The organism is Mesorhizobium sp. P3_A9 (assembly GCF_056402975.1).
On the sequence record NZ_JBFUGJ010000034.1, the window covers coordinates 1 to 24,256 of the forward strand.

Below are 24,256 nucleotides of genomic sequence, written 5' to 3' on the forward strand. Positions count from 1 at the left end.
CCCCCACGGATGTGGGGGAGAGGTGGCTCGGCGAAGCCGAGACGGAGAGGGGGTTACACGCGACCCTGCGTTACTTTTTCAATGTGCTCTGAAGGCAGCCAATTTCGCTCGCTGGCGCTGCCCCCTCTCCGTCCGCTACGCGGCCACCTCTCCCCGCTCTGCGGGGGCGAGGAACCCAAGCTTTCCTAAACCAGCACCAGCCCCTGCCGCATCGCAATCGCAATGGCGTCCGTGCGGTTGGCGGCTCCCAGCTTGATCAGGATCGCGGCGACGTGGAACTTCGCTGTGTGCACGGAAATGTTCAGCCGCCGGGCGATCACCTTGTTGGGCGCGCCTTCGGCCAGCAGCGCCAGCACTTCTGCCTCGCGCGGTGACAGCGTGGGCCGTGTGACGGAGCCATCGTCGAGCGGTTCCTCGCCGAACAGCCCACTGTGGCCTCCAGCCCCATTGGCCGCATCATCGCGATCGAAATCGTCATGGCGATCCGGCGTCGAACGCCCGTCGCCGGACACCCGGTAGCCGGCCGCTGCCAGTCTGACGGCAGCAGCGATCAGAGTCGCATTCGCAGCCAACGGCAGCACGGCAAACACCTGGCCCTCTGGCCGGATAGCGCGCACGGAGAGCAGAACTTGTGGGGGCGGAGTATGGCCAGCCCTCACCCGATCGATCCAGGCCGCGCTGTTGGCAACAGCATCATCGATGACCGCGACATCGGCGACCCCGCCGCCAGCCACGACCGGCAGCAGGTCTTCCGCCATTGCAAGCGAAGCGGACAAGCGCTCGGCGCGCGCGGCATCGCGCAGTGCGATGAGCACCACGAGCTGGCGTTCGCTGCTTGCCACTTCCGGCCCAGCCATATCGGGCCTTGTCAGCGTGTCGCTTTCCATCGATCCTCTCAGCTCAGCGGCTTCTCGCCGATGGTCAGCGCAACATCGCGCTGTTCGCCGCCGCGCACCATGCCAAGCGTCACCGAAACACCGGCGCTGTCAGGCCCGAGCCGGCGGATCAGATCGCGCGGACCATGCACCGCCTCGCCGTTCCACGCCACGATGATATCGCCCAGCGACAGGCCGGCAGCCTTGGCCGGGCCGTTGTCGTCGAGGCTCATCACCATCGCGCCATGCGCATCGCGGTCACGCACCGGATGCAGGCCAGCGCCGAGATAGCCGCGCGCAACATGGCCCTTCTCGCGCAGCGTCGCCACCGCACGTTCGATCGTCTCATAGGGCATGACCAGCGCCCGGCCACGCGGCCCGAACAACAGCATACCGATCAGCGCGCCCTTGGCGTCGAGCACCGGACCACCCTCGAAACGGCCGCCGGCGCCGACAGCCAAATTGATGCGCCGGTCGATCGTGCCGCCGCGCATCGAGCGCCAGGCCGGGCCGACTTCGCCGACCGAACCCGACACCGCCAGCGCTGAGCCCTGGCTGCTGCCGATGGCAATGGCAATATTGCCTGGTCGAACGGCATCAGCCTTGGCAAGGACAGGTATGGCGGTCGCATCGGCGGGCTTCAGCAAGGCAACGCCCGTCGAAGGATCGCGACCGACCAGCTCGGCCTTCGCCGTCTCGCCCGAGGCCAGCGTCAGCTCGATCTCCTCGCCGGCCTCGACAGCCTCCTCGGCGGTGACGAAATAGCCGTCGCCCCAGTGGAAGGCGCTTGCCGTGCGGTGATGATGAGTAGTGAAGCTTGCCGTTGCCGGCGCCGCCTTGGCAGCGAGATCGGCGATCGCCTGCGAAAATGCATTCAGATTGAAGTCGCTCATGAATATCTCCTGGGTTTTCTCATGCCCCAGATATCGCTCGGCAGCGTGCCCGGAGGTACTCGCCTGACGGCTAGTTGCTGGTTTGACTGGCCATCTGGTCAGGTCGCGGCGGTTCCGGCCGCTCCGCACATATAGTCACGATCAAGCCTGAAAACACGGAGCCCGACCATGGCCCTTGCCGCCCAAAAGTTCCAACCTGATGAGACGTTGCTCGACGCCTATTCGACGACGGTGGCCGATGCCGTCGACCGCATCGGCCCGGCCGTCTGCCGCATCGAGCGCATTGGCGGCCAGGGCGGCCATGGTTCCGGCTTCGTCATTGCGCCGGACGGGTTGGTCGTCACCAATTTCCATGTCGTCGGCGACGCCAGGACGGTGCGCGTCTCGATGCCGGACGGCGCCTCCGGCGAGGGCCGCGTGCTCGGCCGCGATCCCGACACCGACATCGCGCTGGTGCGCGCCGACGGCAGCTTCGCCGATGTTGCGCCGCTTGGCGATTCCAAGCGGCTGCGGCGCGGCCAGATCGCCATTGCCATCGGCAATCCGCTGGGCTTCGAATGGACGGTCACCTCAGGCGTCGTCTCGGCGCTCGGCCGCTCGATGCGCGCCTCGACCGGCCGGCTGATCGATGACGTCATCCAGACCGATGCCGCGCTCAACCCCGGCAATTCCGGCGGCCCGCTGGTGTCGTCGGCCGGCGAGGTCATCGGCGTCAACACCGCCATGATTCATGGCGCGCAAGGCATCGCCTTCGCGGTTGCCTCAAACACCGCCAATTTCGTCATTTCGGAAATCATCCGTTTCGGCCGCGTGCGCCGCGCCTTCATCGGCGTCTCGGCCGATACCACCAATCTGCCGCGCCGCGCCGCCCTTCTGTCGCAAGTGTCGACCAGCACCGCGGTGCGGCTGCGCAGCGTCGAGAAGGAAGGCCCGGCGGCCAAGGCCGGTCTCAGGGAAGGCGACATCATCGCGGCAATAGACAGCCGCCCAGTGACCGGCGTCGACGACCTCGTGCGCATGCTCGACGCCGAGCGCATCGGCCGCGAGACGCTGTGCACGGTGGTGCGCCGCACCGGCGTCAGCCAGGTGACGGTGACGCCGGTGGCAAGGGCTGGGTAGCGGAAATCAGGACTCTTCGCTCGGAGCCGGTTTTTTCGGCGCGGCAACATCGATCAACTGACCACTCGCTGGTGGCAGAATCTGCCGAAGTTTCAGGATACGCGCGGTGGTGATGGCACAGTCCTGCCATTCCTGATCGCCCTGAAACCTGAGGATCGCCATAACTTCGGCCTTTGCTCTCAGAGCCGCCAGGAATGCATCGGGGTTTTCGACAGGCAGATGCGGGACCGTCTCATCCGGCTGGTCGAGCAAACGATTGGCGAGGCCGGGAAAGCTGCTCAGCGTGAACCAGCTTTTCGGCCATTCGATCATCAGGATGATCCACAAGGCCAGGATCTTCCATTCCGTCGAGCCGGGTTGCACGCTCTGCTCGATGCGGGCGACCTCTTGCAACAGCGTGATGGCGTTGATGATGCGCTTGATCTGGCGCGGGTTGGCCGGCAGCACGCTGGACAGCGCCTCCAGCCGATGCCGCGTCGCCGCTTCGGCCGTTTTGTCGGTGGCGGCACGCAAGGACAGCCTGCGGTCGAAATCGGTCAGCAAGGCGTCGGTGACGGCGGGGCTTACCGGACTTGCGATGATCTCTTCACGGACAGTCTGCGCGGCACTTTCGCGACCAAGGGCCTCGTTCTGCTGCAGCACGCTGTCCACCTTGAACTCGAACTCGCCGCGCATCGAGGCATCCGCCTCGAAGACGACATCGAGCGGTAGTCCGCTTCGATCCGATAACGCCTGCTTCACCCCCAGCAGATCCCGCACATAGGTGCGGCGGGCAGCATCCGAAATGTCCGGCAGCACGAAGGAGAACTGGATCGCCTTTTCGGCGAAGCGGGCGCCGAATTCATGTTCCGGCCCGACGTGTATCCCTTTCATCGCCTCGTTGACCTTGGTGAAACACTCCTCGATCCAGTCGCGATCGCCAAGCAGGATGAACACCAGGCGCGGACTTTTGAGGATGGTCTGCATGCCGCGGATCAACTCGACGACGAATGTCGGCTCGCAACGGTCGAGATCGTCGACGACCACCAGAACCGGTCGTTTGAGCGATGCCATCATTTTCGCGAAATGCGCTCGGAACCGGTCGAGCGGATCGCCTGAACCCAAAGCATAGTTCTTTGCCGCGTCGGGTGTGCCGGACAGCAAGGTTGAACTCAGTGCCGACAGCACGGTCCATATCAGCGGTGCCCCTCCCACAAGCGCGGCGATGACCACGGAAACAAAAGGACCGAGGCTGGTGGTGTTCGCATTGACCCCCTTGTCATCGAGTTTGAGCAGGCCAAAACGAAAGAAGAGGACGACCGCAAAAATACCCAACACGGTAACCGCCACCTTGTTGCGGATGTCGGGCGTCCATACGCGCCAGACCATTTCGCGCAACCAGCACCATGACCAGTCAGCAGCGCGCAGCAACGGCGAAAGGTAGCCTTGCCCGGCAGCTGGCGGTTGCGGCACCAGCGGCGCATTAGGCAGCGGGTTGCCCGACGCGTCGGTCGCGGGCGCTGGTTCGACCAGCAAGTCCTCGGCATAAATGGCGTCGGTCGTCTGTTTGCGGATCGCCTGATAAAACACCCACCATGGCGGCAGCACATGCTGGTGCTGCCATGCGTTGAAGGTGACGATGTGCCAGGGTCGCCGGTAGGACTCCGGCCAGAAATTTGGGTCGCCGAGCGGCAGGCCCAGCATCCAGGCCGGCGCTGGGCCGGCCACCCTGTAGGGATTGAGCAGGCGGATCAGGAAATTGGCAAAGCTGGTCTTGCCGCCACCCCATGGCGCGTCGATGTGCACGACAAAGCCGGGTGGCGGTTCCCTGGCTGGCCGCTTAGGCCAGAGGCCCGTCCAGCGCGCACTGTTGCCGCCGTAACTATCCCGAGGCTTTTCCTTGTTGAGCTGATCCCAGACTTGATTGAGCCGTCCCGCCAGCACGAAGGCTAGATCCGAGCGGCTGAGAAAATCGACATCAGGATCGGTGGAGTCATCGAGGAAACTGGTCTCGACCGCGGAGGTCTCTGGTGGCGGTGATGGCGGTGGAGGTGGAGGTGGCGGCGGTGGCTCCGGCGGCGGAGTTGACGTGGTCGGTGTGGCTTCCGATTCCGGCGTTGGATCGGGATCGGCAACCGGATCCTTCCTGTCCTTCACACGGGCACCGCGGATGGTCCCGCCACCGGCGGATGAAATCTGTCCTTTGCTTTGACGTTTGCGAACCGTTCCGGGCCGCGAAGTCGACACCGGGCGGGATCGCGTAATCATTTCCATGACTTCGGCCGGCGACATGCCTTCCAAGCCGCCGCGTTGCTCCTTGGGATTTTCGGAAACCGGGCTGGCAAGCCAGGCTGCGATATCCGCATTCACCTTCGCCGGCTCCCGGTTCCACCACTTGTCGGGTTGACGGGCAATGCGCAGATCAAGTGTCTCGCTGAAGTAAGATATTGGTCGCGAACGTCGGCTATTCGGTAAAATCGCGCGATACCATTCTATCCAAAGTTTGAAGCCTGCCGCAGACAGATCAGGATCCTTGACCATGTCGTCGAACGGCGCGCGGACCCAATGCGGAAAATTGGCCTGAAATCTTGAATCGCCGCGCACATCGATCAACCACAGCGGCTCGTTGATCAGCCTACGAGCAGCTTCCGCGGCGCCTGAGCTTTCAGATTCAGACAGGAAGGACACATCGGAAGCAACACTTTCCCGTATCTGAGCCGCGCCGACGCTGCTCGCAACGACGCTACCGGCATTTGCCGCGAGCTCGGCAGTGATCGCCGCCGAGCTTTTCGTTCCTCTATCGCTGAAGTCGGCAGCCGTGACAGCGGCTTGAACGACCGCGGCCGGAGCACCAGTTCGAATGTTGCTGCCAACGACCAAGGACTCGGCCACAGCGGTGCCAGCGTAAGCGGCATCCGAAGTGGCTGACCGCATATCTTGTGTCGGGTACCTGCGGGCGAACCAGGATATAAACGCAGCCCGAAAAACAATCAGAAGCAAGCGTTCACGGGAAATCGGCGCATCGGCATTGGCCAGCGGCAGCACTCTTAGCGCAAGCCGCGCCGCTATCGCCTGCGCCCATTCCGGTGGCTTGTCCACCAGCCAGTTCTCAAGCTCTTCTCGACTGCCAATGCTGATCCGGTCCGCCACCCTCAGCCCCCCTCCAGCCTCGGTTCAGGATGGCCGCTGTCTCGACCCTGCGCAAGCAGAGAATATGCAGGCCTCTGCCGGGCAACAGTACGTTGAAGATATTGTCGCGGTTCTATTGGCGTCGCCGTCATATGGCTTCAGTCGGACGGAACTTTCTAACCATTCGATACTTCAGACCACCACTCAAGCGCCCGTCGCCCCCGCCGCATACTGCGCCAAAAATTCCTCGCTGGGCGGGATCGGCTTGATGACGTCGATCAGCACGCCATTGGGATCCCTGGTGATGAAATGGCGCTGGCCGAAGGGTTCGTCGCGCAGCGTCCGCAGGACCGGCAGGCCGGCGGCAAGAATCCGCTCATAGACCGCATCGGGATCCCTGACCTCGAAATTGATCAGCAGACCTGAGGTGCGCCCCCGCCCCTCCTCCGGGATTGTCTCGTGGTCACCCTGGACGATGCCGAGGTTGACGCGTTTGTTGTCGACCGACTGCAGGTGCACGTACCAGTCGCTTTCAAACAACGGCTGGAAGTCGAAATGCTTGATATAGAAGGCCGCAGTGCCGGCGACGTCGCCGGTCATCAGCACCGGGTAATAGCTTGATATCTTCATCTTTCTTTCTCCCTGGACATAACATACAGTCTGTATGTAAATCGAATTAACATACAGGCTGCATGTATGCAACAGGAATCCGCGCGCCGTTCCAACCGCGACCGCACCGAGGCGACCCGCGCCGACCTGATCGCGGCGGCGCGAAAGCTGTTCACGGAAAAATCCTATGCCGAGACCGGCACGCCGGAGATCGTCGCCGCGGCCGGCGTAACGCGCGGCGCGCTCTATCACCACTTCGCCGACAAGCAGGCGCTGTTTGCCGCCGTGGTCGAGCAGGAGGCGCAAGCGGTGGCGCAAGAGATCGACCGCGCTTCGCCACCCTCGCTCGAAGCCCGCGAGGCGCTCATCGCCGGCTCCGACGCCTATCTCGCCGCCATGCGCGCGCCCGGCCGCACGCGGCTGTTGCTGCTTGATGGTCCGGCCGTGCTTGGCCGCGCCGCCATGGATGCGATCGACAATAGCCACGGCAACCGCTCGCTGCGCGAGGGACTGGTCGCGGCGATGCGGGCCAACAGGATGACGAGATTGCCGGCGGAAGCGCTGACCGCGCTGCTTGCATCGGTCTTCGACCGCGCCGCACTCGCCATCGAGGCCGGTGCGTCAGCCGAGGATTACCGCGCCGTTCTCATGGCGCTGATTGACGGACTGTCTCCGGCTCCTCTTCAGGCACCTCGCCCGGCTCGAACTCGTTGAAGCAGCCAAGCCCGCGCTTGAACCGTTCGATCAGCCAGGCCGCCGCCGGCTTCGGGGTGCTGTCGTTGCGATACATGGCAAACATCGGCGAGCGCACCTCGCTAAAGGGTTCGAGGTCCAGTTCCACCAGGCGACCTGTGGCCAGATCGTCTGATATCAGCCAGCGCGGCAGACCGCCCCAGCCCAGCCCCTCGCGCATCAGAATATGCTTGGTGCGCACATCCGTCAGCCGCCAGGTGCGGTAGGCAAAGACACCGAAGTCGCGTCCCTTGGTGCGTTCGGACTGGTCGGTGACGACAAGCTGGGTGTGTTCGCGCGCATCCTCGATCGCCACCGGTTTTGGCAGCAGCGCCAGCGGGTGGGTGGGCGCGGCAGCCAGAACGATCGACATGAAGCCGATGCGCACGAGGTGAATGTCGTTGACCTCGCCAAGCAGGCCGCCAATGCCGAGATCGGCCTGGCCGCTGACGACATGATCGGGGATCAGGCCGAGCGTGCCGATATGCAGGCGCAGCATCACGGTTGGGAACTGCGCCTCGAACGCCTTCAGCACCTGCACCAGCACCGGCGAAGGCAGTGCTGAGTCGACCGACAGCGCGACCTCGGCCTCGAGCCCCTGATGGTGGCCGTCGACGCGCGAGCGGATGCGCTGCAGCACGCCGATCATGCGTCGCGCATCCTCCAGCATCGCTCGGCCGATCTCGGTCAGCTGCGGCTCGCGCGTGCCCTCGCGTTCGAACAGCTTCAGCCCAAGCTGCGCCTCGAGATTGGCGATGCCGTAGCTGATGACGGATTGCGCCCGGTTGAGCTTGCGGCCGGCGGCCGAAAAGCTGCCTGTTTCGGCAACCGTCACAAAGATCTGAAGTTGGTCGAGTGTCGGGTTGGGCTGCATTACCTTATCCACATTGTAGATGGATCGTATATAAAATATACCAGTTTTTCGAATGGGTCGATAGGCCCATATGAGGCGGGACAATTCAATTCCCACTGGAGAGACCCGCTATGTCCATTCTTCTTGTAACGTCGAGCCCGCGCGGCGCTGCCTCGCACTCAACCCGCATCGCCACCGAATTCGCCGAAAAGCTCGTCGCCGCCGATCCGTCGAACACGCTTGTCGTGCGCGACCTCGTCGCCAACCCGCTGCCGCATATCGATGCCGACTATTCGACCGGCATCTACACGCCGGCTGAAGCCCGCACCCCGCGCCAGGCTGAAGTCGTCGGCGTGTCCGACGTCGTGCTCGACGAACTGTTCGCCGCCGACACGGTGATCCTCGCTACCGGCTTCATCAACTTCAACATCTCCTCGACGCTGAAGTCGTGGGTCGACCACATCGCCCGCTCCGGCAGGAGCTTTGCCTATGGCGAAGGCGGCCCCAAGGGCCTCGTCACCGGCAAGAAGGTCTATATCGTGCTGGCTTCGGGCGGCATCTATTCCGAGGGTGCGGCCGTGCAGTTCGATCACGCCATTCCCTATCTGCGCGGCGTGCTCGGCTTCCTCGGCATGACCGACGTCGACGTCATCCGCATCGAAGGCGTCGGCATGGGCCCTGACGCGGTGACCGCGGCACTCGCCAAGGCGACTGCCAAGGTCGACGCCGTGGTGGCCAGCCAGCAAGTCGCCGCTGCCGCGTAGGGCTGACGATTATCTGAACTTCAAAGGCAGGCGCCCGCGCCTGCCTTTTTCTTATCAAGCGTCCCTTGCCTCGTCCTGCTGCGTCTCCGACAGCGGCGGCAACACGACAGCCGGATGGCGGCCTTCGCGCAGCATCAGCCCAAGACTGTAGTCGACGGCCAGCTTCATGGCGCCGAGCGCCGTGCCGCCGTCTTCCAGCGAGCTGACGGCGATCCGTGTCGGCCACGCAAGTTCCGCCGCGACGTGCTCGACCTTTTCCGTCATCAGCGGGTTTCTGCCGACACCGCCGCCAAGCACGATCAGGCCGGGGTCGAGCATGCCGATGCAGCCGGCCGCCAACCTGCCGATATCGGCGGCATGGCGCGCGACGGCCGCTACCGCCGGTGGCGAGCCCTCGAGCGCGCGCGCGAACAGATCCTTGGCCGAGTCGGGCGGCGCGCCTTCCCCGGCGGGCCAGTCGACACGGCAGCGCTCGACCAGCGCCCGCGAGCCGAGATAATGTTCGAGCCCTTCACGATAGGGCGTCTCGCTGGCCGACCACGGGAACGGCATACGGCCGATTTCGCCGGCCGCACCACCGGCGCCGCGAAACAGGCGCCCCTCGGTGATGAAGCCGAGGCCGACCCGCACGCCGACTTGCAGGAAGGCGAAGGTCTGGTGGCCTTGCGCGGCGCCAAAATGCATCTCGCCGATGGCCGCGCAGTTGACGTTGTTTTCCAGAATGATCGGCACCTCGACGCTACGGCGCAGCAGGCCAAGCACGGCGGACGGCCCACCTGGCCGGTCGAAACGATCGTTGGAGACGATGCGCGGCACGGCCACAGCAATGGCGCGCAGCGCGCGAAAACTCTTGGCCACCCTGGCCATGGTGGCACGCGCCACCGACAGCACGACGGCGCCGACCTCGTCGGCATCGCCGGCTATCGCATCCGGTATCGGCTCTTCCATCGACGCCAGCTTCTCAGCATCCATCGAATAGGCGACGGCGCGCACCTGAGCGGCGCCGACATCGATGCCGATCGCGTAGCCCGCACCCGGACCGATGCCGTAGATCGTCGCCGTGCGGCCAATGGCGCCACGCTCCAGCCCGCGCGAGGTAACGAGGCCCAAGGCGCTCAGCTCCGACACCGCCGCCGACATGGTCGGCTTCGACAGGTCGAGCATGGCCCCGAGCTTCGGCCGCGTCACCGGCCCGTGCGCGGCGAGCACGCGCAGCACGGCGCGGGCGCTGTCGGTCAGATTGGGGATTTCCGCAGCCGCCATCTCAGCCGTTCGACCTTTGCCCTGAAATCCTGTTTCCGGTCGGTGGAAGCGCAAGCGCTGCCCCGACTCGAAAGCCACATCCCGTCCTCAATGCCCCATTGCTGACCGGTTTGGCAATTTCCTCGATGCCCGGACAAGGACGTCAGACTTCGGTCGGCGACCACGGCTTCAGCTTGATGTCGGTCTGGCGGTAGCGGAACACGATGTCGGTAAGGCCTGCCGCGTCCTGCATGTCGCCTACAATGAGCTGGATGGCGATGATCTCCAGTATGGCATCGGCGATGGCGTTGCCGAGCGCCGGAACCGAGATCGCCACCAGCCTGTCGGCTGGAGCGACATCGCTGCGCCGCGTCACCAGCACCGAGGGACAGCCCAGCGCCGCAACATCCTGCGCGATCTTGACCTCGCGGCCATCGCCGATGGCGATCAATCCGGTTGCCGCATCCTGCGATTCCATCGGTCCGTGCAGATAGTTGAGCGTGTCCCAGCCCGATGCCGGCACCCGAACGGCCTCGCGGATCAGCATCGCCGCCTCGCCGGCATTGGCGAAACCGAGACCGGCGCCGACGATGTCGATGGATGTTCTGCCCTGCAGCAACCGCGCCGCCTGGTCGGCACCCTGTTGCGCACCGGAGAGCACTGTGGCGACCGCGGTCGGCAAACGCGTCCAGTCGAAGCTGTTGCCGGCAAGCCTGTCGATCAGCATGCCGAGTGCCAGCAAGGTCCCGGTATAGCCGGTCGAACTGGCGCCATTGTCGGCGCCCGAATCCGTGGCAAGCACCGCACCAGTCAGATCAGCCAGCGGATTGTCGCTGCCACGGCAGACCGCGAGGCGTGGCGCGCGCGACGCCTCGCGCATGACGTCGGAGATTTCGCGGCTCTGCCCCGAAGCCGACAGTGCGATGAACGCATCGGCGGCCGAGTCCGTACGGCCATAGAGATCGGTCGGCGTATAGGCAAAAGCCTTGATACCGGAGGCGCGCAGATAAAGCGCGCCGGCCAGGGCGGCCTGGTAGCTGGCGCCGATGCCGGCAAGCCCGATCGTCTTGCCGGCAAAGGCGCTGAGATCGAGGCCGTCCAGCGACGCAGCCACCGAGCGCCGGCCGATTTCAAGACTTTCGGTCTGGCGCGCCACCGCCGGGCGGTAGCCGATACGCTTCATCATTCAAACGACTCCAGTTTGCGAGGACAGCCCTTGACCGACCAGCAGCCGTCTGGCCAAGGCGACGGCACCCAGCACCGGCGGCTCGCGCAGCAGCAGCACCTGGCTCGACGGCGATATTTTTGCCATGGCCTCGACAAATGCCGTCATCAGCATCGGCTGCTCCGAGATGACACCGCCGCCGGCCACGACAAGGGCGGGATTGGCGCCGCGTTCGATCAGGAGTTCGACCAATGCGGCCAACCCTGCGCCACCTTCCCTGATGACACGAATGGCCAGAGCCGAGCCGGCGATCGCCGCGTCGAACACGGCATTGGCATAGCGGCCCCAGACCGCCGCACCGCGTGTCTCGTTGAGCAGGATGCCGAGCTTGGTCTGGTCGTCGGTATCGAGTTCGCGCATCAGGGCGGCGATCAGCGGGTCGCCATCCTGGCCCCGGTCGAGGCTATGGCGAATCGCCTTCGCCGCCTCGCGCACCAACGCCGGCGCGCTGCCCTCGTCGCCAAGGATCCAGCCCCAGCCGCCTGCGGCCAGCATCTTGCCATCGGCCATGCGCGCCACCGCGATGGAGCCGGTGCCGGAGACGACACCGATACCGTCGTCATAGCCAGCGGCGGGCACCATCAATTCGGCATCGTTGACCACCTGCACCGCACTACCGGTCCTGCCGGAGAGCAGCGCCTGGAAGCGAAGGCATTGTTCACCCGTATCGCAGCCATGCGCGCCGACTGCCAGCGCGACAGGTGCTGCGCCGCCGCACAGCCCAGCGACGATGCCGGCCAGTGTCGTGGCATCGGTCTCCATCTGGCGAATGCGCCAGCTCTCCGTCACCAGCACCTCGTCGGCGATCGTGTGCCCGCCCTGGCACGCCATGATGCGCGTCTTGGTGCCGCCTATATCCACGCCTGCAATGATTTTCTGGGTCACCGACATCCACCGCGCACGCCGGACGAAGCGGGCTGCCTCGTCCAAATCCACATTAGTTAGGAAACTTTACAAACTATCTTCCCAGACGGCAAGAACTATGATTTGATAATCGTCGTAAAAAGCGCATCAAGCGCGATTGGGAGATTGCAACATGAGCAGGAGAAGGATTGGGCTGGCCCTCGCGGCCGCGTCTTTCGCATGGGGATTGGCAGCCAGCGTGGCGCATGCCACCGACATCTCGTTCTGGACCTGGCGCCAGGAAGACAAGGCCGCCTACAACGAACTTTTCGCCGATTTCACCAAGGCCAACCCGGACATCCATGTGAAGTTCGAGTCGTTCCCGGACGAGAACTACCCGACCATCGTCTCGACGGCGCTGGCCGCCGGCAAGGGTGGCGACGTCATCCACACCCACGCCTATGGCTGGCTCGAGCAGTTCGTCAAGGCAGGCTATTTCGAGCCGCAGGATCTGACCACAGTGCCTTCGCTCGCCAACCAGCCCGCCGATGCGCTGGTGGCCGGCACCTACCGCGCCGACAAGAAGGTCTATTCCCTGCCCTTCGCTTCGCAGACGCTCGGCCTGTTCATCAACAAGGACGTCTTCGCCAAGGCCGGGCTGACGCCGCCGACCACATGGGATGAGTTCATAACCGTCAGCAAGGCGCTGAAGGACAAGGGCATTTATCCCTTGGCCAACGGCATGGGCACCAGCTGGTTCAACGAGATGTTCGTGGCCATATTCACCAACCCCTTCCTCGGCCAGGACTTTGTCAGCGACCTGACGTCGGGCAAGACCACCTTCAAGGACCCGCGCTATGTCGCGGCGCTCGGCAAGCTGCTCGAACTGCGCGACTACATGCCGCCCGGCTTCGAAGGCATCGACTACGACACCGCCGGCCAGCTGTTCATCAGCGGCAAGGCGGCGATGCTGGCCGGCGGCAGCTTCGATATCGCCAGCTACCGGACCCAGAACCCGGCCATCAACATGGACTTTGTCGCCCCGCCAATGGCCAAGGCCGGCGACACACCGCAGGTGACGAAGTTCTTCGACGGCGGCTATGCCGTCAACGCCAAGTCGGCCAACAAGGAGGCCGCGCTGAAGCTGGTCAACTGGATGGGCACCAAGGAGTTCGGCGACAAGTTCTCCGCTCTGCTCGGCAACATCTCGCCGATCAAGGGCGTCGTCATCAAGGACGAGCTTCTCGCCCATGTCGCCAAGTTGAACGAAACCGCCATGCCGCATATCAATGTCGTCTACTTCCGTTTCGAGAAGCCGACGGGATCGGAGCTGCTGCAGGGCGACATCACCAAGATGATGTCGGGTTCGATCACTCCGGACCAGCTGGCCGCCGACCTGACCGACGGCCTCGCCAAATGGTACAAGCCTTTCCAGGGCAAGTGACATGAACATCGGCCGGCGCCACACCACAAAAGCCTTTCCGTGGCGCCGGTCACTCTGGATCGCGTCCCTGCTGACACCGGCCCTGGTGGTCATGGTGCTGTTCGTGCTCTGGCCGCTGCTCTCGGCCTTCCGCCTTGCCTTCTATGAGTTCAACGGCTTGCAGCCGACCGGATTCATCGGCTTTGAAAACTTCCGCAAGGTGCTGTTTGAACAGCCTTATAGCGACTGGACTTACAATGCGCTGAAGCACAACATCATCGCCTTCGTGGCGCTGATGGTGTTCGAGAACGGCACCGCCTTCCTGCTCGCCTACGCCCTGCTGAAAGCCCTGCCCGGCCACCGCATCCACCAGGTCATCGTCTTTCTTCCTGTCGTGCTGTCGGCGGTCATCGTCGGCTTCCTGTGGAAACTGTTCCTGCATCCGCTGTTCGGCCTGGTGAACCAGACGCTGGCGCTGGTCGGCATCGGCGCCATACCGTGGCTCGGCAATGAACACACCGCACTCGGCAGCGTCCTGTTCGCCAATGTCTGGCACTGGCTCGGCTTCCCGACCCTGGTGCTGCTGGCCGGCATGCAGCGCGTCAGCAAGGAAGTGATCGAAGCCGCCCGTCTCGACGGCGCCGGCGACTATGTGCTGATGACCAGGATTATCTGGCCGCTGATTGCGCCGAGCGTCACCATCGTCACCATCCTGACCTTCATCGGCAGCTTCAACTGGTTCGAAATCCCCTATGTCATGGCCGGCCTTACCGGCTCGCCCGGCGGCGCCACCGACGTGCTCGGCCTCTATTTCTACCGCACCGCCTTCGGTTCGACGACGACAGGCATCCAGGATTTCGGCCAGGGCAGCGCGCTGGCCGTGATGATGTTCATCATCGTTGCCGGCGTCACGGCAATCGCGCTTCGCTACCTGCGCCGTCGCGAGATCGAGCTGTGAGCGCGACAGCCCGCACCGGGCAGCCCGCCGAGTTGCTGAAGAACGGCGCCATCCAGCTGATGCTGGCGATCAACGCCGTCATCATGATCTATCCGCTGTTCGTCATGGTGATGTCGTCCTTCAAGACCAATGCCGAGATCTTCAGCTCGCCCTTCGCGCTGCCGGCGCACTTCTCGCTGGCCAATGCCGAGCGGGTATGGAGCGAAACCAATTTCGTACGCTACCTCGCCAATTCCGTCGGCATCACCATGGCCGCGGTCGCCCTGATCCTTCTGTTCAGCACCATGGCCGCCTATGCGATTGCCCGCTACCAGTTCAGGCTGAGCGCGCTGGTGCTGATGTTTTTCCTGAGCGGCATGACCGTGCCGCTGAAACTGGCAATCATTCCGCTGTTCATCCAGCTGGATTCGCTGGGACTGGTCGACAGCTATGCCGGCCTGGTGCTGGTCTATGTCGCCATGGGCATCCCGTCGGCGGTGTTCATCATGACCGGCTTCCTCCGGACCTTGCCGCGCGAACTGGAAGAGTCGGCGCGCATGGACGGCGCCAGCGAATTTCGCATTATGCGCTCGATCATGCTGCCGCTGGCGCGCCCGGCGCTGGTCATCGTTGCGATCCAGAACGCGGTGCCGATCTGGAATGATTTCTTCTTTCCGTTGGTGCTGATCACCTCGGACGAGCTCAAGACGCTGCCGCAGGGCCTCACCGTCTTCGTCGGCGAGTTTACCACCGACTGGGGCGTGCTGTTCACCGGACTGACACTGGCGGCGCTGCCGATCACGCTGCTCTACATCGTGCTGTCGAAGCAGTTCATCTCCGGCATCACCCAAGGCGCAGTGAAATAAGCCGCGGTCAAAAAGACGAGGATCTTCAAGTGGCGAACCAGAACAAGATCATCATCACCTGCGCGATTACCGGCTCGATCCACACGCCGTCAATGTCGCCGCATCTGCCGGTGAGCGCACAAGAGATCGCCGACGCCGCGATCGGCGCGGCCGAGGCAGGCGCTGCCATCGTCCATCTGCATGCGCGCAACCCCGCCGACGGCCGGCCGGATCAATCGACCGAGGCCTTTGCGCCCTTCCTGAAGGTGATCAAGCAGCGCTCCGACTGCGTCATCAACATCACCACCGGCGGTGCGGCGACGATGAGCGTTGAAGAACGGGTCAAGCCGGCGGCGACCTTCGCGCCGGAAGTCGCCTCGCTCAACATGGGCTCGATGAATTTCGGCCTCTATCCGATGCTGGAGCGCTTCAAGACCTTCGAGCATGACTGGGAACGTCCCTATCTCGAGGGCTCGCGCGACCGCATCTTCCGCAACACTTTTGGCGACATCGAGCACATATTGCGCACCTGCGCTGAGAACGGCACGCGTTTCGAGATCGAGTGCTACGACATCGGCCACCTCTACACGCTCGCCCACTTCGTCGAGCGCGGCCTGGTCAAGGCGCCGTTCTTCGTCCAGAGCGTGTTCGGCATACTGGGCGGCATCGGCACCCATCCGGAGGATGTCGCGCATATGAAGCGCACCGCCGACCGGCTGTTTGGACAGGACTACCACTGGTCGGTGCTGGGCGCCGGCCGCAGCCAGCTGCCGATCGCCACCCAGGCGATTGCGCTCGGCGGCAATGTGCGCGTCGGACTGGAGGACTCGCTGTGGATCGGCAAGGGCCAGTTGGCGAAATCCAACGCCGAGCAGGTGCTCAAGGTGCGCCAGATCATCGAGGGGCTCGGCGCCTCGGTTGCCACCCCTGACGAGGCGCGGCAGATCTTGCAGCTCAAGGGCGGCGACAAGGTCTCTTTCTAAGGAAAACACCAATGAGTGCGGTCACGATATCGGGCGTCGAGAAAGCCTACGGCAAGGCCAAGGTCATCCACGGCGTGTCGGTCGACATCGCGTCAGGCGAATTCGTCATCCTCGTCGGCCCGTCCGGCTGCGGCAAGTCGACTTTGCTGAGGATGATCGCCGGGCTGGAGGATATCAGCGCCGGCGAGATCGCGCTCGAAGGCAAGGTCATCAACGACGTCGCGCCAAAGTCGCGCGACATCGCCATGGTGTTCCAGAACTATGCGCTCTACCCGCACATGACGGTGCGCGAGAACATGGCTTTCGCGCTGACGCTGAAGAAGACCGACAAAAGCGAGATCGACGCCAAGATCATGCGCGCCGCGACGATCCTCGGACTGCAGGACTTGCTGGAGCGCTATCCGCGCCAGCTCTCCGGCGGCCAGCGCCAGCGTGTCGCCATGGGCCGCGCCATCGTGCGCGATCCCAAGGTCTTCCTCTTCGACGAACCGCTCTCCAACCTCGACGCCAAGCTGCGCGTGCAGATGCGCACCGAGATCAAGGCGCTGCACCAGCGCCTGGGAACCACCATCGTCTATGTCACCCACGACCAGGTTGAGGCCATGACCATGGCCGACAAGATCGTCGTCATGAATGGCGGCATCGTCGAGCAGGTCGGCGCCCCGCTCGACCTCTACGACCGGCCGGCCAATCTGTTCGTCGCCCAGTTCATCGGCTCGCCATCGATGAACATTTTGCAAGGCCGCACCACGGTGGACGGTTTTACCGCCAGCGACGGCACGGTGTTTCCTCTGCCGGCGCTGGAACAGGGCGAAAGCGCGCTCGCCTGGGGCATCCGGCCCGAACATCTCAGGCTCTCCGACAGCGGCGTGCCGGCCGTGGTCGAAGTGGTCGAGCCGACCGGCGCGGAAACGCTTGTCCTGGCCAAGGCCGGCAACAACACGATGAGCGCGCTGCTGCGCGAACGGATTTCCGTGATGCCGGGCCAGCAGGTTTTCCTGGCGCCGGACCTGACCCAGCTGCATCTGTTCAACGCCGAGGGTCGGCGCATCACGTCCACGGTCCAGTAAACGTAGGCGTTGCGTCCTGGCTTTGCGTTGGAGCTAGCCGAGGAGATGTCTGAGCAGGCCGGCCGCGCCGACGCCGATCAAAACGGTCGGCAGCATGGACAACCGCGTCGCGACGACGAAGGTGATGGCCAGCGCCAGAAGATCAGCGGGATTACGCGACACGAAGGCCGGCGCGATGACCGAGATCAGCACGCAGCCGGGTGCGGCCTCCATCACCGCGGTCGCACGCGCACTGAGCACGCGGTTGCGCAGCACGACATAGCCGCCGATCCGGGTGAGGTAGGTGACGCCGGCCATCAGCACGATGGTGAGAAGGGTTGTCATGTCGATCATGCATCACCTGCCATCAGCCAGGCAGCAAGCAACCCCGACACCGCACCCGCCGCGACATACCAGGCGCCGGGAACGAAGAGATAGACAAGGGCGGCAACGACCAGGCTGACCAGCCAGGGCCGCGCCGCCGCCACGCTTTTCCACATGCCGCGCATCAGCACCAGGAAGACGGCCGGAAACGCCATGTCGAAACCGTAGTGCTGGACATCGCCGAGCATCGGGCCGAGCAACGCGCCGAGCGTGGTGAAGCCCACCCAGGTCAGATACATTGCTAGCGCCGCACCCATATAGTAGCGCGGGCTGAAGGCTGGCGTGATGCCTGCAGCGGCGCGCTGCTTGGCATCGGCCAGGCCCAGCGCCCAGCTTTCGTCGCAGAGGAAGAACAGCGCCGGAAACGCTTTGCGCCGCGGCAGCTCACGCAGGAACGGCGCCAGCGCCGCGCCCATCAAGAGATGGCGGCTGTTGACCAGGAAAGTGATGGCGACGATGAGCAGGATGTGCGGCGGCGACGTCCACAACTGGATCGCCGCGAATTCCGAGCCGCCGGCGAAGTTCAGCCCCGTCATCACAGACAGTTCGACCGTGCTCAGCCCTTTCTGCGTGGCCTGCGCGCCGAGCACCAGCGCATAGGGGATGGTGCCGAGCAGCACCGGCGCGCAGGACGCCACACCGCGGCGGAACTCCGATCCCGAGCCATCGCCCGCTGCTTCGACTGTCTCTGAAATGCTCATGCTCTGCCGTCGGCCGACCTCGCGGCCGCCGCTTCCCTGCGTTTGAAACTCTCGTGATACCGGCGGCAAACATACCTAAGCCTATCCGCTATTTGGTTGCGAAGATGCGCTCAATCTGTCAAAAATTGGCATCCTACACCACGATTCTAATAAATAATGGAATTTACGGCCATGAAGCTTGACGACATCGACAGGCGCATCCTGCGGGCGCTGCAGCGCGACGGCCGCATGGCCAACAACGATCTGGCCAATGAGGTCGGCCTGTCGCCCTCGCCTTGCCTGCGGCGCGTGAAGCTCTTGGAGGAGGCCGGCGTCATCGACCGCTATGTCGCGGTGCTCAACCCGGCCAGCATCGGCAAGGGTCTCACCTTCTTCACCCGGATCTGGCTGAAGACGCAGGACGAGGACACGATAGAGCACTTCGCCACCGAAGTGGCCAAGCTGCCGCAAGTGATGGAATGCTATCTGATGCTGGGCGACTGCGACGCCATGGTGCGCGTGGTGGCGGCCGACATCAACGACTATCGCCGTTTCCAGTCGGAGCATCTCAGCCGCATCAAGGGTGTCCAGAACGTCAAGACCGACGTCCCCAGCTGGACGATCAAATACACGTCGGAATTGCCGATCTGAGGTGACGGCGAAACGGTCCATTCCAGACTGGATAAAAAATGCAACCGGATTGTAGGACGGGCCTCGGTGCCAGCGTCCTTCGGACGCAAGCAGCGCTGAGCGCTGCCCTCTGGCATGGGAGATTTGCATGAACCTTTCCTATCGTTGGGTCATCGTCGCGGCAGGCGCGCTGATGTCCTGTGTCGCCATCGGCACGATGTTTTCGCTGGCGATATTTCTCGAACCGATGGCGCTCGACACGCAGTGGTCCCGCGCCGGCATTTCGAGCGCCATGACACTCAACTTCCTGGTCATGGGCCTTGGCGGCTTCGCCTGGGGCGCCCTCTCGGACCGCTTCGGCGCCCGCATCGTCGTGGCGATCGGTGCAGTGCTGCTCGGGCTGGCGCTGGTGGTGGCGAGCCGTGCCGGCTCACTGCTGACCTTCCAGATCAGCTATGGCGTGCTCGTCGGGCTTGCCGCCAGCGCCTTCTTCGCGCCGATGATCGCGCTGACCACCGGATGGTTCGACACCCACCGCGGGCTTGCGGTTTCCCTTGTCTCGGCCGGCATGGGCGTCGCCCCGATGACGATCTCGCCTTTCGCCCGCTGGCTGATCTCCGCCTATGAATGGCGCACCGCCATGTTCGACATCGGCATCATGGCCTGGGTGCTGTTGCTGCCGGCGGTGCTTTTGGTCCGCCAGCCGCCAAAGCCCGCTATTGCCGATGCGGCTTCAGCGCCGGTCGCCGAGCGTGCCGGCATGAGTGTGGCCCAGGCGTTGCGCTCGCCGCAGTTCATCGTGCTGGGGCTGACCTTTTTCGCCTGCTGTGCTGCCCACTCCGGGCCGATCTTCCACATGGTCAGCTACGCCATGCTGTGCGGCGTAGCACCCATGGCGGCGGTTACGATCTACAGCGTCGAGGGTCTCGCCGGCTTGGGCGGCAGGCTTCTCTACGGCGTGCTGGCCGACCGGCTCGGCGTCAAACCTGTGCTGGTCGCGGGACTGGCGATCCAGGCGATCGTCATTGCCGCCTATCTCTCGATCAGCCAGCTCGACCAGTTCTATATGCTGGCCGTCATCTTCGGCGCCACCTATGGCGGCGTGATGCCGCTCTACGCGGTGCTGGCGCGCGAGTATTTCGGCCAGCGCATTCTTGGCACCGTGTTCGGCGCCGCCACCATGCTCTCCAGCCTCGGCATGGCGCTGGGACCGCTCGCCGGCGGCATGATCTTCGACGCCTATGCCAGCTACCACTGGCTGTTCATCGGCTCGGCCCTGATCGGCCTGGGTGCCGCGGGCATAGCCATCGCCTTCCCGCCGCTGCCGCGCAGAGAGTTGCAGGCAGCCTAGAGCAATTCCAGGAAAAGTGTGAAACGGTTTTCGGTCCGGAATTGCGTCAAAACAAAGGGTTAGAGCAGTTCACTGTTTCGGTGAACTGCTCTAGCAGCACGCTTCGCGACAACGAACGATCCCGGGATTTATCCGGGATCGTTCGTTGGCGAAAAATGGCTTTGCAGCACGGCGCGAAACTTTTGCATCGTCTTTTCGGTTGTCTGCGCATCGGCCGCCGCAAAGCCCATGACGAGGCCGTTCTGCTCCGTGCCGTGGCGGTATTGGATCGACAGCGCCGAGACGTTGATGCCCTGCTGGAGCGCCGCCTCGGCAACCGCCCTGTCGCTGCATCTCCCGCGAAAGATGCCGACGACCTGGATGCCGGATTCGGTGGCATGGAAATCCAGCCATTCCCCGAGATGCCTTTGCGCGCTTTCCAGGAAGAATAGCCGCCTCTCCGCATAGAGGCGGCGCATGCGTCTGAGATGGCGGGTGAAATGCCCCTCATTCATGAAATCCGCGAGCGCGGCCTGGGTCAGCAAGGGGGCGAACTGGCCGCTCACGCTCAGCGCCGAGACGATCGTATGGTCTATCGCCTTGGGCGCCACCATGAAGCCGAGGCGCATGGCCGGGAAAAGGATCTTGGCGAAGGTGCCGACATAGACCACGCGGTCTGACGCGCCGATGCCTTGCAGCGCCGGAATGGGCTGGCCCTGAAAACGGTATTCGCCGTCATAGTCGTCCTCGATGATCCACGAGCGCCAGGTCTCGGCCATGTGCAAGAGATTGAGCCGCTGTTCCATCGGCATGGTGATGCCGAGCGGGTGATGGCAGGAGGGCGTCACGAAGATCATGCGCGGAATGACAGGTGGTGGATCGAGGTTCCAGCCGGCGTTGCTGACGCGCAGCGGAGCCAGTTTCGCCCCGGCCGAGACAAAGGCCGAACCGGCGCCGTAATAGCCCGGCTCCTCCATCCATACCGTGTCGCCGTCATCGATCAGCAGCCGGGCCAGGAGATCGAACGCCGACTGCGCACCATTGGTGACGACGATCTGCTCGGCCGTGCATTTTACGCCCCGCGAGGCGGTGAGATAGCGCGCTATGGCCTCGCAAAGCGGCGGATAGCCTTTGACGTGATAGGTGCCGAAAAGATCTATATGCGCGAATTTTGCGCGGCGGCTGAGCAGTTTCGACCAGGTGTTGAACGGAAAATTGTCCGGGTCCGGCATGCCGGGATGAAAGGCGAGCATGCCCGGCCGGCCATGATGATAGGGTTGCGCAAGCATCGTCTGCCCGCGCCGCGATATCGGATTGGCGTCCTCGACTGAGACTTGTTCCGCTGCCACTGAGCGGGTCGGCAGATCCATCACCACCGAGGGCCTGCGTGGCCGTATGGCGAGGTAGCCTTCCAGCGCCAGCTGGTCGCAGGCGGCAATCACCGTGTTGCGCCCGACATTCAGATCCCGCGCCATGACCCGGGTCGAGGGCAGTGCGTGGCCGCTCGGCAGCACGCGCCGTTCGATCAGGCCGCGCAGCTGGACATAGAGCTGCCGGTGCAGATTGGCGGGACTGTCGCGATCCAGCGCAATGCCGTCGACGGGAAAACTGGTCTTCATCTGGTTCTCAAAAATCAATCAGATCTGGCTCTCACAATGGAACCAAAGCAGCCTTAGGCTCAAGAAAAAAGCGTTCGGGTTCAGATGGGGCTGGCCGATGCAGTGCATAAGGGTGGGAGTGATCGGTGCGGGCGGCGTCGCCCAGGTCGAGCACATCCCGAACCTGCTCAAGCTGCACCGGCAGTTCAAGATCGTCGGTGTCTACGACCCTTCGCGAAAAGTCCGCGCCTTTGTCGGCGAGGAATTCGGCCTCGAACCATTTTCCGATCTCGACGCGCTTCTCGCCATGCCGCTTGACGCCGTGGTCATCGCCTCGCCGGATGCGCTGCACCGCGAACAAAGCCTCGCCGCCTTCGCCAAGGGGCTGCATGTCTTCTGCGAAAAGCCGCTTTGCTACAGCGCCGGCGACATCGACGAATTGATCGCCGCCAGGGATCGCGCCGGAAAGGTGCTCCAGGTCGGCTACATGAAGCGTTTCGACCCGAGCTACGAGGCGGCACTGAAAATGCTGCCCGGCACGGCGCACACACTTCGCTACATTTCGGTCGAGGTCAACGATCCCGACGCCTGGCCCTTCATCCGGCACGCCTCCACTTGCCGGGGTGACGATGTCGCGGCGGGGTTGATTGCCTCGACCGAAGCCAAGCAGCGCGAGCAGGTCGAGGGCGCGGTGCCGGGGCTGGACGATCCCGACGCCTTCGGCGGCTTTGTCGGCGCCTATTGTTCGTCGATCGTGCATGATGTGAACGCCGTCCATGGCTTGCTCGGTGCACTCGGCGTCGCCGACGGTGAAATTGTCGGCGCCTGCCTATTCGCAAAGGGCCAAGGCGGCCAAGGCACTGTCCGGCTGCTCGACGGCCAGGCGCTGTGGACCATGGCGCATGTCGCCACTCCAGGGCTGCCCGATTACCGCGAGCGCATCACGCTCTACTTCGACGACGCCTCGCTCGAACTGGAATTCCCCTCGCCCTACCTCAACCACCAGCCGACACGGCTGACCATCCGCACCGGCGACGGCCACACGCTCTCCAGCCGCGACATACGCAGCGGCTACGAAGAAGCATTCGTCGAGGAGCTGAAAGGTTTCTGGTCGGCGATCGTCGAAGGCGCACCGGTACGCAACACCGCCGAGCATGCCCGCCGCGACATGACGCTGCTGGCCGGCCTCGCTCGCCATCACCTTGCCCAATCGAAGCAATCAGGAGTTCGCCCGTGACGGTTCGCATCGGCATCAATCCGATCACCTGGTCAAACGATGACGTGCCGGAACTCGGCGGCGACACGCCGCTTGAAGTCTGCCTCAGCGAGACCAGGCACGCCGGTTATGCCGGCACTGAACTTGGCGGCAAGTTTCCGCGCCGCTCGGCCGAGTTGAAGCCGATCATGCAGCGCTATGGCCTTGCCATGATTTCCGGCTGGTATGATGGCCGCTGCGACGAGAAGGACGTCGACGCGGAAATGGCTGCGATCACGCCGCATCTCCAGCTCTTGAAGGATATGGGCTCGACCCATGTCGTCTATGCCGACACCTCGCGCGGCCGCCACAACGCCATATGGGGGCCGATCTCGCAGCGCCCGGCCCTGAGTGCGGAAGAATGGCCGGCCTATGGCCGCAAGCTGACCGCGCTCGCCGAACGGATGGCGGATTTCGGCGTGCGCATGGCCTTTCACCATCATATGGGCACCATCGTCGAGACCGATGCCGAGGTCGGCCTGCTGATGCGCCACACCGGCGAAGCCGTCGGCCTGCTCTACGACACCGGCCATTCGACATTTTCGGGCGGCGACCCGCTGGCCCTGGTCAAGGCGCACGTCAAACGCGTCGTGCATGTGCATTGCAAGGACGCCCGCAAGCCCGTGCTCGAGCGTGCCCGCGCCGAGGACATGAGTTTCATGGGTGCGGTCATGGAAGGGATATTCACCGTCCCCGGCGACGGCTTCATCGACTACCCCGCCATTTTGCGCGTGCTGGCCGACAATGGCTACAGCGGCTGGCTGGTCGTCGAGGCCGAGCAGGATCCCAGCAAGGCCAATCCGCTGACCTATGCGACAATGGGATTCCAGAACCTGTCGCGCATGGCGCGGCAAGCCGGATTTGACGTCATCGAGTGAT

General features: G+C 63.9%; 23 protein-coding genes. 12 read left to right on the plus strand and 11 right to left on the minus strand.

What is annotated here, in order from left to right; translation table 11 throughout:
• Positions 1 to 185: 185 nt before the first annotated feature.
• Both AC1DX0_RS08370 and AC1DX0_RS08375 read right to left on the minus strand, forming a co-directional pair.
• Positions 186 to 887 carry a response regulator transcription factor gene (locus AC1DX0_RS08370; RefSeq protein ID WP_477223412.1) on the minus strand — a complete coding sequence of 234 codons (702 nt, stop codon included), beginning with the start codon at positions 885 to 887 and terminating at the stop codon, positions 186 to 188.
• Positions 888 to 895: 8 nt separating this feature from the next.
• Positions 896 to 1,768 carry a S1C family serine protease gene (locus AC1DX0_RS08375; protein WP_477223413.1) on the minus strand — a complete coding sequence of 291 codons (873 nt, stop codon included), beginning with the start codon at positions 1,766 to 1,768 and terminating at the stop codon, positions 896 to 898.
• Between the two features lie 168 nt (positions 1,769 to 1,936).
• On the opposite strand from AC1DX0_RS08375, the gene AC1DX0_RS08380 reads away from it, so the two are divergent.
• A complete protein-coding gene (locus tag AC1DX0_RS08380; RefSeq protein WP_477223414.1) occupies positions 1,937 to 2,887 on the plus strand; it encodes a S1C family serine protease in 951 nt (316 codons plus the stop codon).
• A gap of 6 nt (positions 2,888 to 2,893) precedes the next feature.
• On the opposite strand, the gene AC1DX0_RS08385 is transcribed toward AC1DX0_RS08380, so the two are convergent.
• The gene (locus tag AC1DX0_RS08385) at positions 2,894 to 5,023 is read right to left on the minus strand and encodes a P-loop NTPase fold protein (protein ID WP_477223415.1); all 2,130 of its coding nucleotides are present in this window, start codon (positions 5,021 to 5,023) and stop codon (positions 2,894 to 2,896) included.
• Between the two features lie 1,176 nt (positions 5,024 to 6,199).
• Positions 6,200 to 6,625, minus strand: a complete 426-nt coding sequence (locus AC1DX0_RS08390; protein ID WP_477223416.1) for a VOC family protein — start codon at positions 6,623 to 6,625, stop codon at positions 6,200 to 6,202.
• Positions 6,626 to 6,691: 66 nt separating this feature from the next.
• Here AC1DX0_RS08390 and AC1DX0_RS08395 point away from each other — a divergent pair, with 66 nt between their 5' ends.
• Positions 6,692 to 7,318 (plus strand): TetR/AcrR family transcriptional regulator, encoded by a 627-nt coding sequence (locus AC1DX0_RS08395; RefSeq protein WP_477355004.1) that lies wholly within the window; start codon positions 6,692 to 6,694, stop codon positions 7,316 to 7,318.
• Here the strand turns inward: AC1DX0_RS08395 and AC1DX0_RS08400 are convergent.
• Positions 7,251 to 8,210, minus strand: a complete 960-nt coding sequence (locus tag AC1DX0_RS08400; protein WP_477223418.1) for a LysR family transcriptional regulator — start codon at positions 8,208 to 8,210, stop codon at positions 7,251 to 7,253. The two genes, AC1DX0_RS08395 and AC1DX0_RS08400, sit on opposite strands and share 68 nt — an antisense overlap.
• Before the next feature lie 110 nt (positions 8,211 to 8,320).
• Here AC1DX0_RS08400 and AC1DX0_RS08405 point away from each other — a divergent pair, with 110 nt between their 5' ends.
• Positions 8,321 to 8,953 carry an FMN-dependent NADH-azoreductase gene (locus tag AC1DX0_RS08405; protein WP_477223419.1) on the plus strand — a complete coding sequence of 211 codons (633 nt, stop codon included), beginning with the start codon at positions 8,321 to 8,323 and terminating at the stop codon, positions 8,951 to 8,953.
• Between the two features lie 54 nt (positions 8,954 to 9,007).
• Here the strand turns inward: AC1DX0_RS08405 and AC1DX0_RS08410 are convergent, their stop codons facing one another.
• From AC1DX0_RS08410 to AC1DX0_RS08420, 3 genes are all read right to left on the minus strand, one after another.
• Positions 9,008 to 10,216 (minus strand): ROK family transcriptional regulator, encoded by a 1,209-nt coding sequence (locus AC1DX0_RS08410; protein ID WP_477223420.1) that lies wholly within the window; start codon positions 10,214 to 10,216, stop codon positions 9,008 to 9,010.
• Positions 10,217 to 10,358: 142 nt separating this feature from the next.
• The gene (locus AC1DX0_RS08415; RefSeq protein ID WP_477223421.1) at positions 10,359 to 11,381 is read right to left on the minus strand and encodes an SIS domain-containing protein; all 1,023 of its coding nucleotides are present in this window, start codon (positions 11,379 to 11,381) and stop codon (positions 10,359 to 10,361) included.
• Positions 11,382 to 12,305, minus strand: coding sequence for a BadF/BadG/BcrA/BcrD ATPase family protein (locus AC1DX0_RS08420; protein WP_477223422.1), 924 nt, complete (start codon positions 12,303 to 12,305; stop codon positions 11,382 to 11,384).
• Between the two features lie 151 nt (positions 12,306 to 12,456).
• Here AC1DX0_RS08420 and AC1DX0_RS08425 point away from each other — a divergent pair, with 151 nt between their 5' ends.
• Genes AC1DX0_RS08425 through AC1DX0_RS08445 form a run of 5 tightly spaced genes read left to right on the plus strand, consistent with a single transcriptional unit; the run spans position 12,457 to position 17,521 of the window.
• Complete coding sequence (locus AC1DX0_RS08425) at positions 12,457 to 13,707, plus strand: extracellular solute-binding protein (protein ID WP_477223423.1); 1,251 nt, start codon at positions 12,457 to 12,459, stop codon at positions 13,705 to 13,707.
• 1 nt (position 13,708) lies between these two features.
• Positions 13,709 to 14,644 carry a carbohydrate ABC transporter permease gene (locus AC1DX0_RS08430; protein WP_477223424.1) on the plus strand — a complete coding sequence of 312 codons (936 nt, stop codon included), beginning with the start codon at positions 13,709 to 13,711 and terminating at the stop codon, positions 14,642 to 14,644.
• Positions 14,641 to 15,489, plus strand: coding sequence for a carbohydrate ABC transporter permease (locus AC1DX0_RS08435; protein ID WP_128337865.1), 849 nt, complete (start codon positions 14,641 to 14,643; stop codon positions 15,487 to 15,489). The genes AC1DX0_RS08430 and AC1DX0_RS08435 overlap by 4 nt, the downstream gene beginning before the upstream one ends.
• 29 nt (positions 15,490 to 15,518) lie before the next feature.
• On the plus strand, positions 15,519 to 16,451 hold the full coding sequence (gene kce / locus AC1DX0_RS08440) for a 3,5-dioxohexanoate:acetyl-CoA acetone transferase (RefSeq protein WP_477223425.1): 933 nt from the start codon (positions 15,519 to 15,521) through the stop codon (positions 16,449 to 16,451).
• An 11-nt stretch (positions 16,452 to 16,462) separates the two neighbouring features.
• The gene (locus AC1DX0_RS08445; RefSeq protein WP_477223426.1) at positions 16,463 to 17,521 is read left to right on the plus strand and encodes an ABC transporter ATP-binding protein; all 1,059 of its coding nucleotides are present in this window, start codon (positions 16,463 to 16,465) and stop codon (positions 17,519 to 17,521) included.
• 33 nt (positions 17,522 to 17,554) lie between these two features.
• Here the strand turns inward: AC1DX0_RS08445 and AC1DX0_RS08450 are convergent, their stop codons facing one another.
• Positions 17,555 to 17,854 carry an AzlD family protein gene (locus tag AC1DX0_RS08450; RefSeq protein WP_477223427.1) on the minus strand — a complete coding sequence of 100 codons (300 nt, stop codon included), beginning with the start codon at positions 17,852 to 17,854 and terminating at the stop codon, positions 17,555 to 17,557.
• Positions 17,851 to 18,585 (minus strand): AzlC family ABC transporter permease, encoded by a 735-nt coding sequence (locus tag AC1DX0_RS08455; protein ID WP_477223428.1) that lies wholly within the window; start codon positions 18,583 to 18,585, stop codon positions 17,851 to 17,853. Before AC1DX0_RS08455 ends, AC1DX0_RS08450 begins: the two co-directional genes overlap by 4 nt.
• Positions 18,586 to 18,756: 171 nt before the next feature.
• Here AC1DX0_RS08455 and AC1DX0_RS08460 point away from each other — a divergent pair, with 171 nt between their 5' ends.
• Together AC1DX0_RS08460 and AC1DX0_RS08465 are read left to right on the plus strand one after the other, a co-directional pair.
• Complete coding sequence (locus tag AC1DX0_RS08460; RefSeq protein ID WP_027044481.1) at positions 18,757 to 19,215, plus strand: Lrp/AsnC family transcriptional regulator; 459 nt, start codon at positions 18,757 to 18,759, stop codon at positions 19,213 to 19,215.
• 127 nt (positions 19,216 to 19,342) lie between these two features.
• The gene (locus AC1DX0_RS08465; RefSeq protein WP_477223429.1) at positions 19,343 to 20,545 is read left to right on the plus strand and encodes an MFS transporter; all 1,203 of its coding nucleotides are present in this window, start codon (positions 19,343 to 19,345) and stop codon (positions 20,543 to 20,545) included.
• Between the two features lie 128 nt (positions 20,546 to 20,673).
• On the opposite strand, the gene mocR is transcribed toward AC1DX0_RS08465, so the two are convergent.
• Positions 20,674 to 22,143, minus strand: a complete 1,470-nt coding sequence (mocR, locus tag AC1DX0_RS08470; protein ID WP_477223430.1) for a rhizopine catabolism transcriptional regulator MocR — start codon at positions 22,141 to 22,143, stop codon at positions 20,674 to 20,676.
• A 97-nt stretch (positions 22,144 to 22,240) separates the two neighbouring features.
• Between mocR and AC1DX0_RS08475 the strand changes: the two genes are divergently transcribed.
• A complete protein-coding gene (locus AC1DX0_RS08475; protein ID WP_477223431.1) occupies positions 22,241 to 23,359 on the plus strand; it encodes a Gfo/Idh/MocA family protein in 1,119 nt (372 codons plus the stop codon).
• On the plus strand, positions 23,356 to 24,255 hold the full coding sequence (iolE, locus tag AC1DX0_RS08480) for a myo-inosose-2 dehydratase (protein WP_477223432.1): 900 nt from the start codon (positions 23,356 to 23,358) through the stop codon (positions 24,253 to 24,255). Before AC1DX0_RS08475 ends, iolE begins: the two co-directional genes overlap by 4 nt.
• Position 24,256 lies beyond the last annotated feature (1 nt).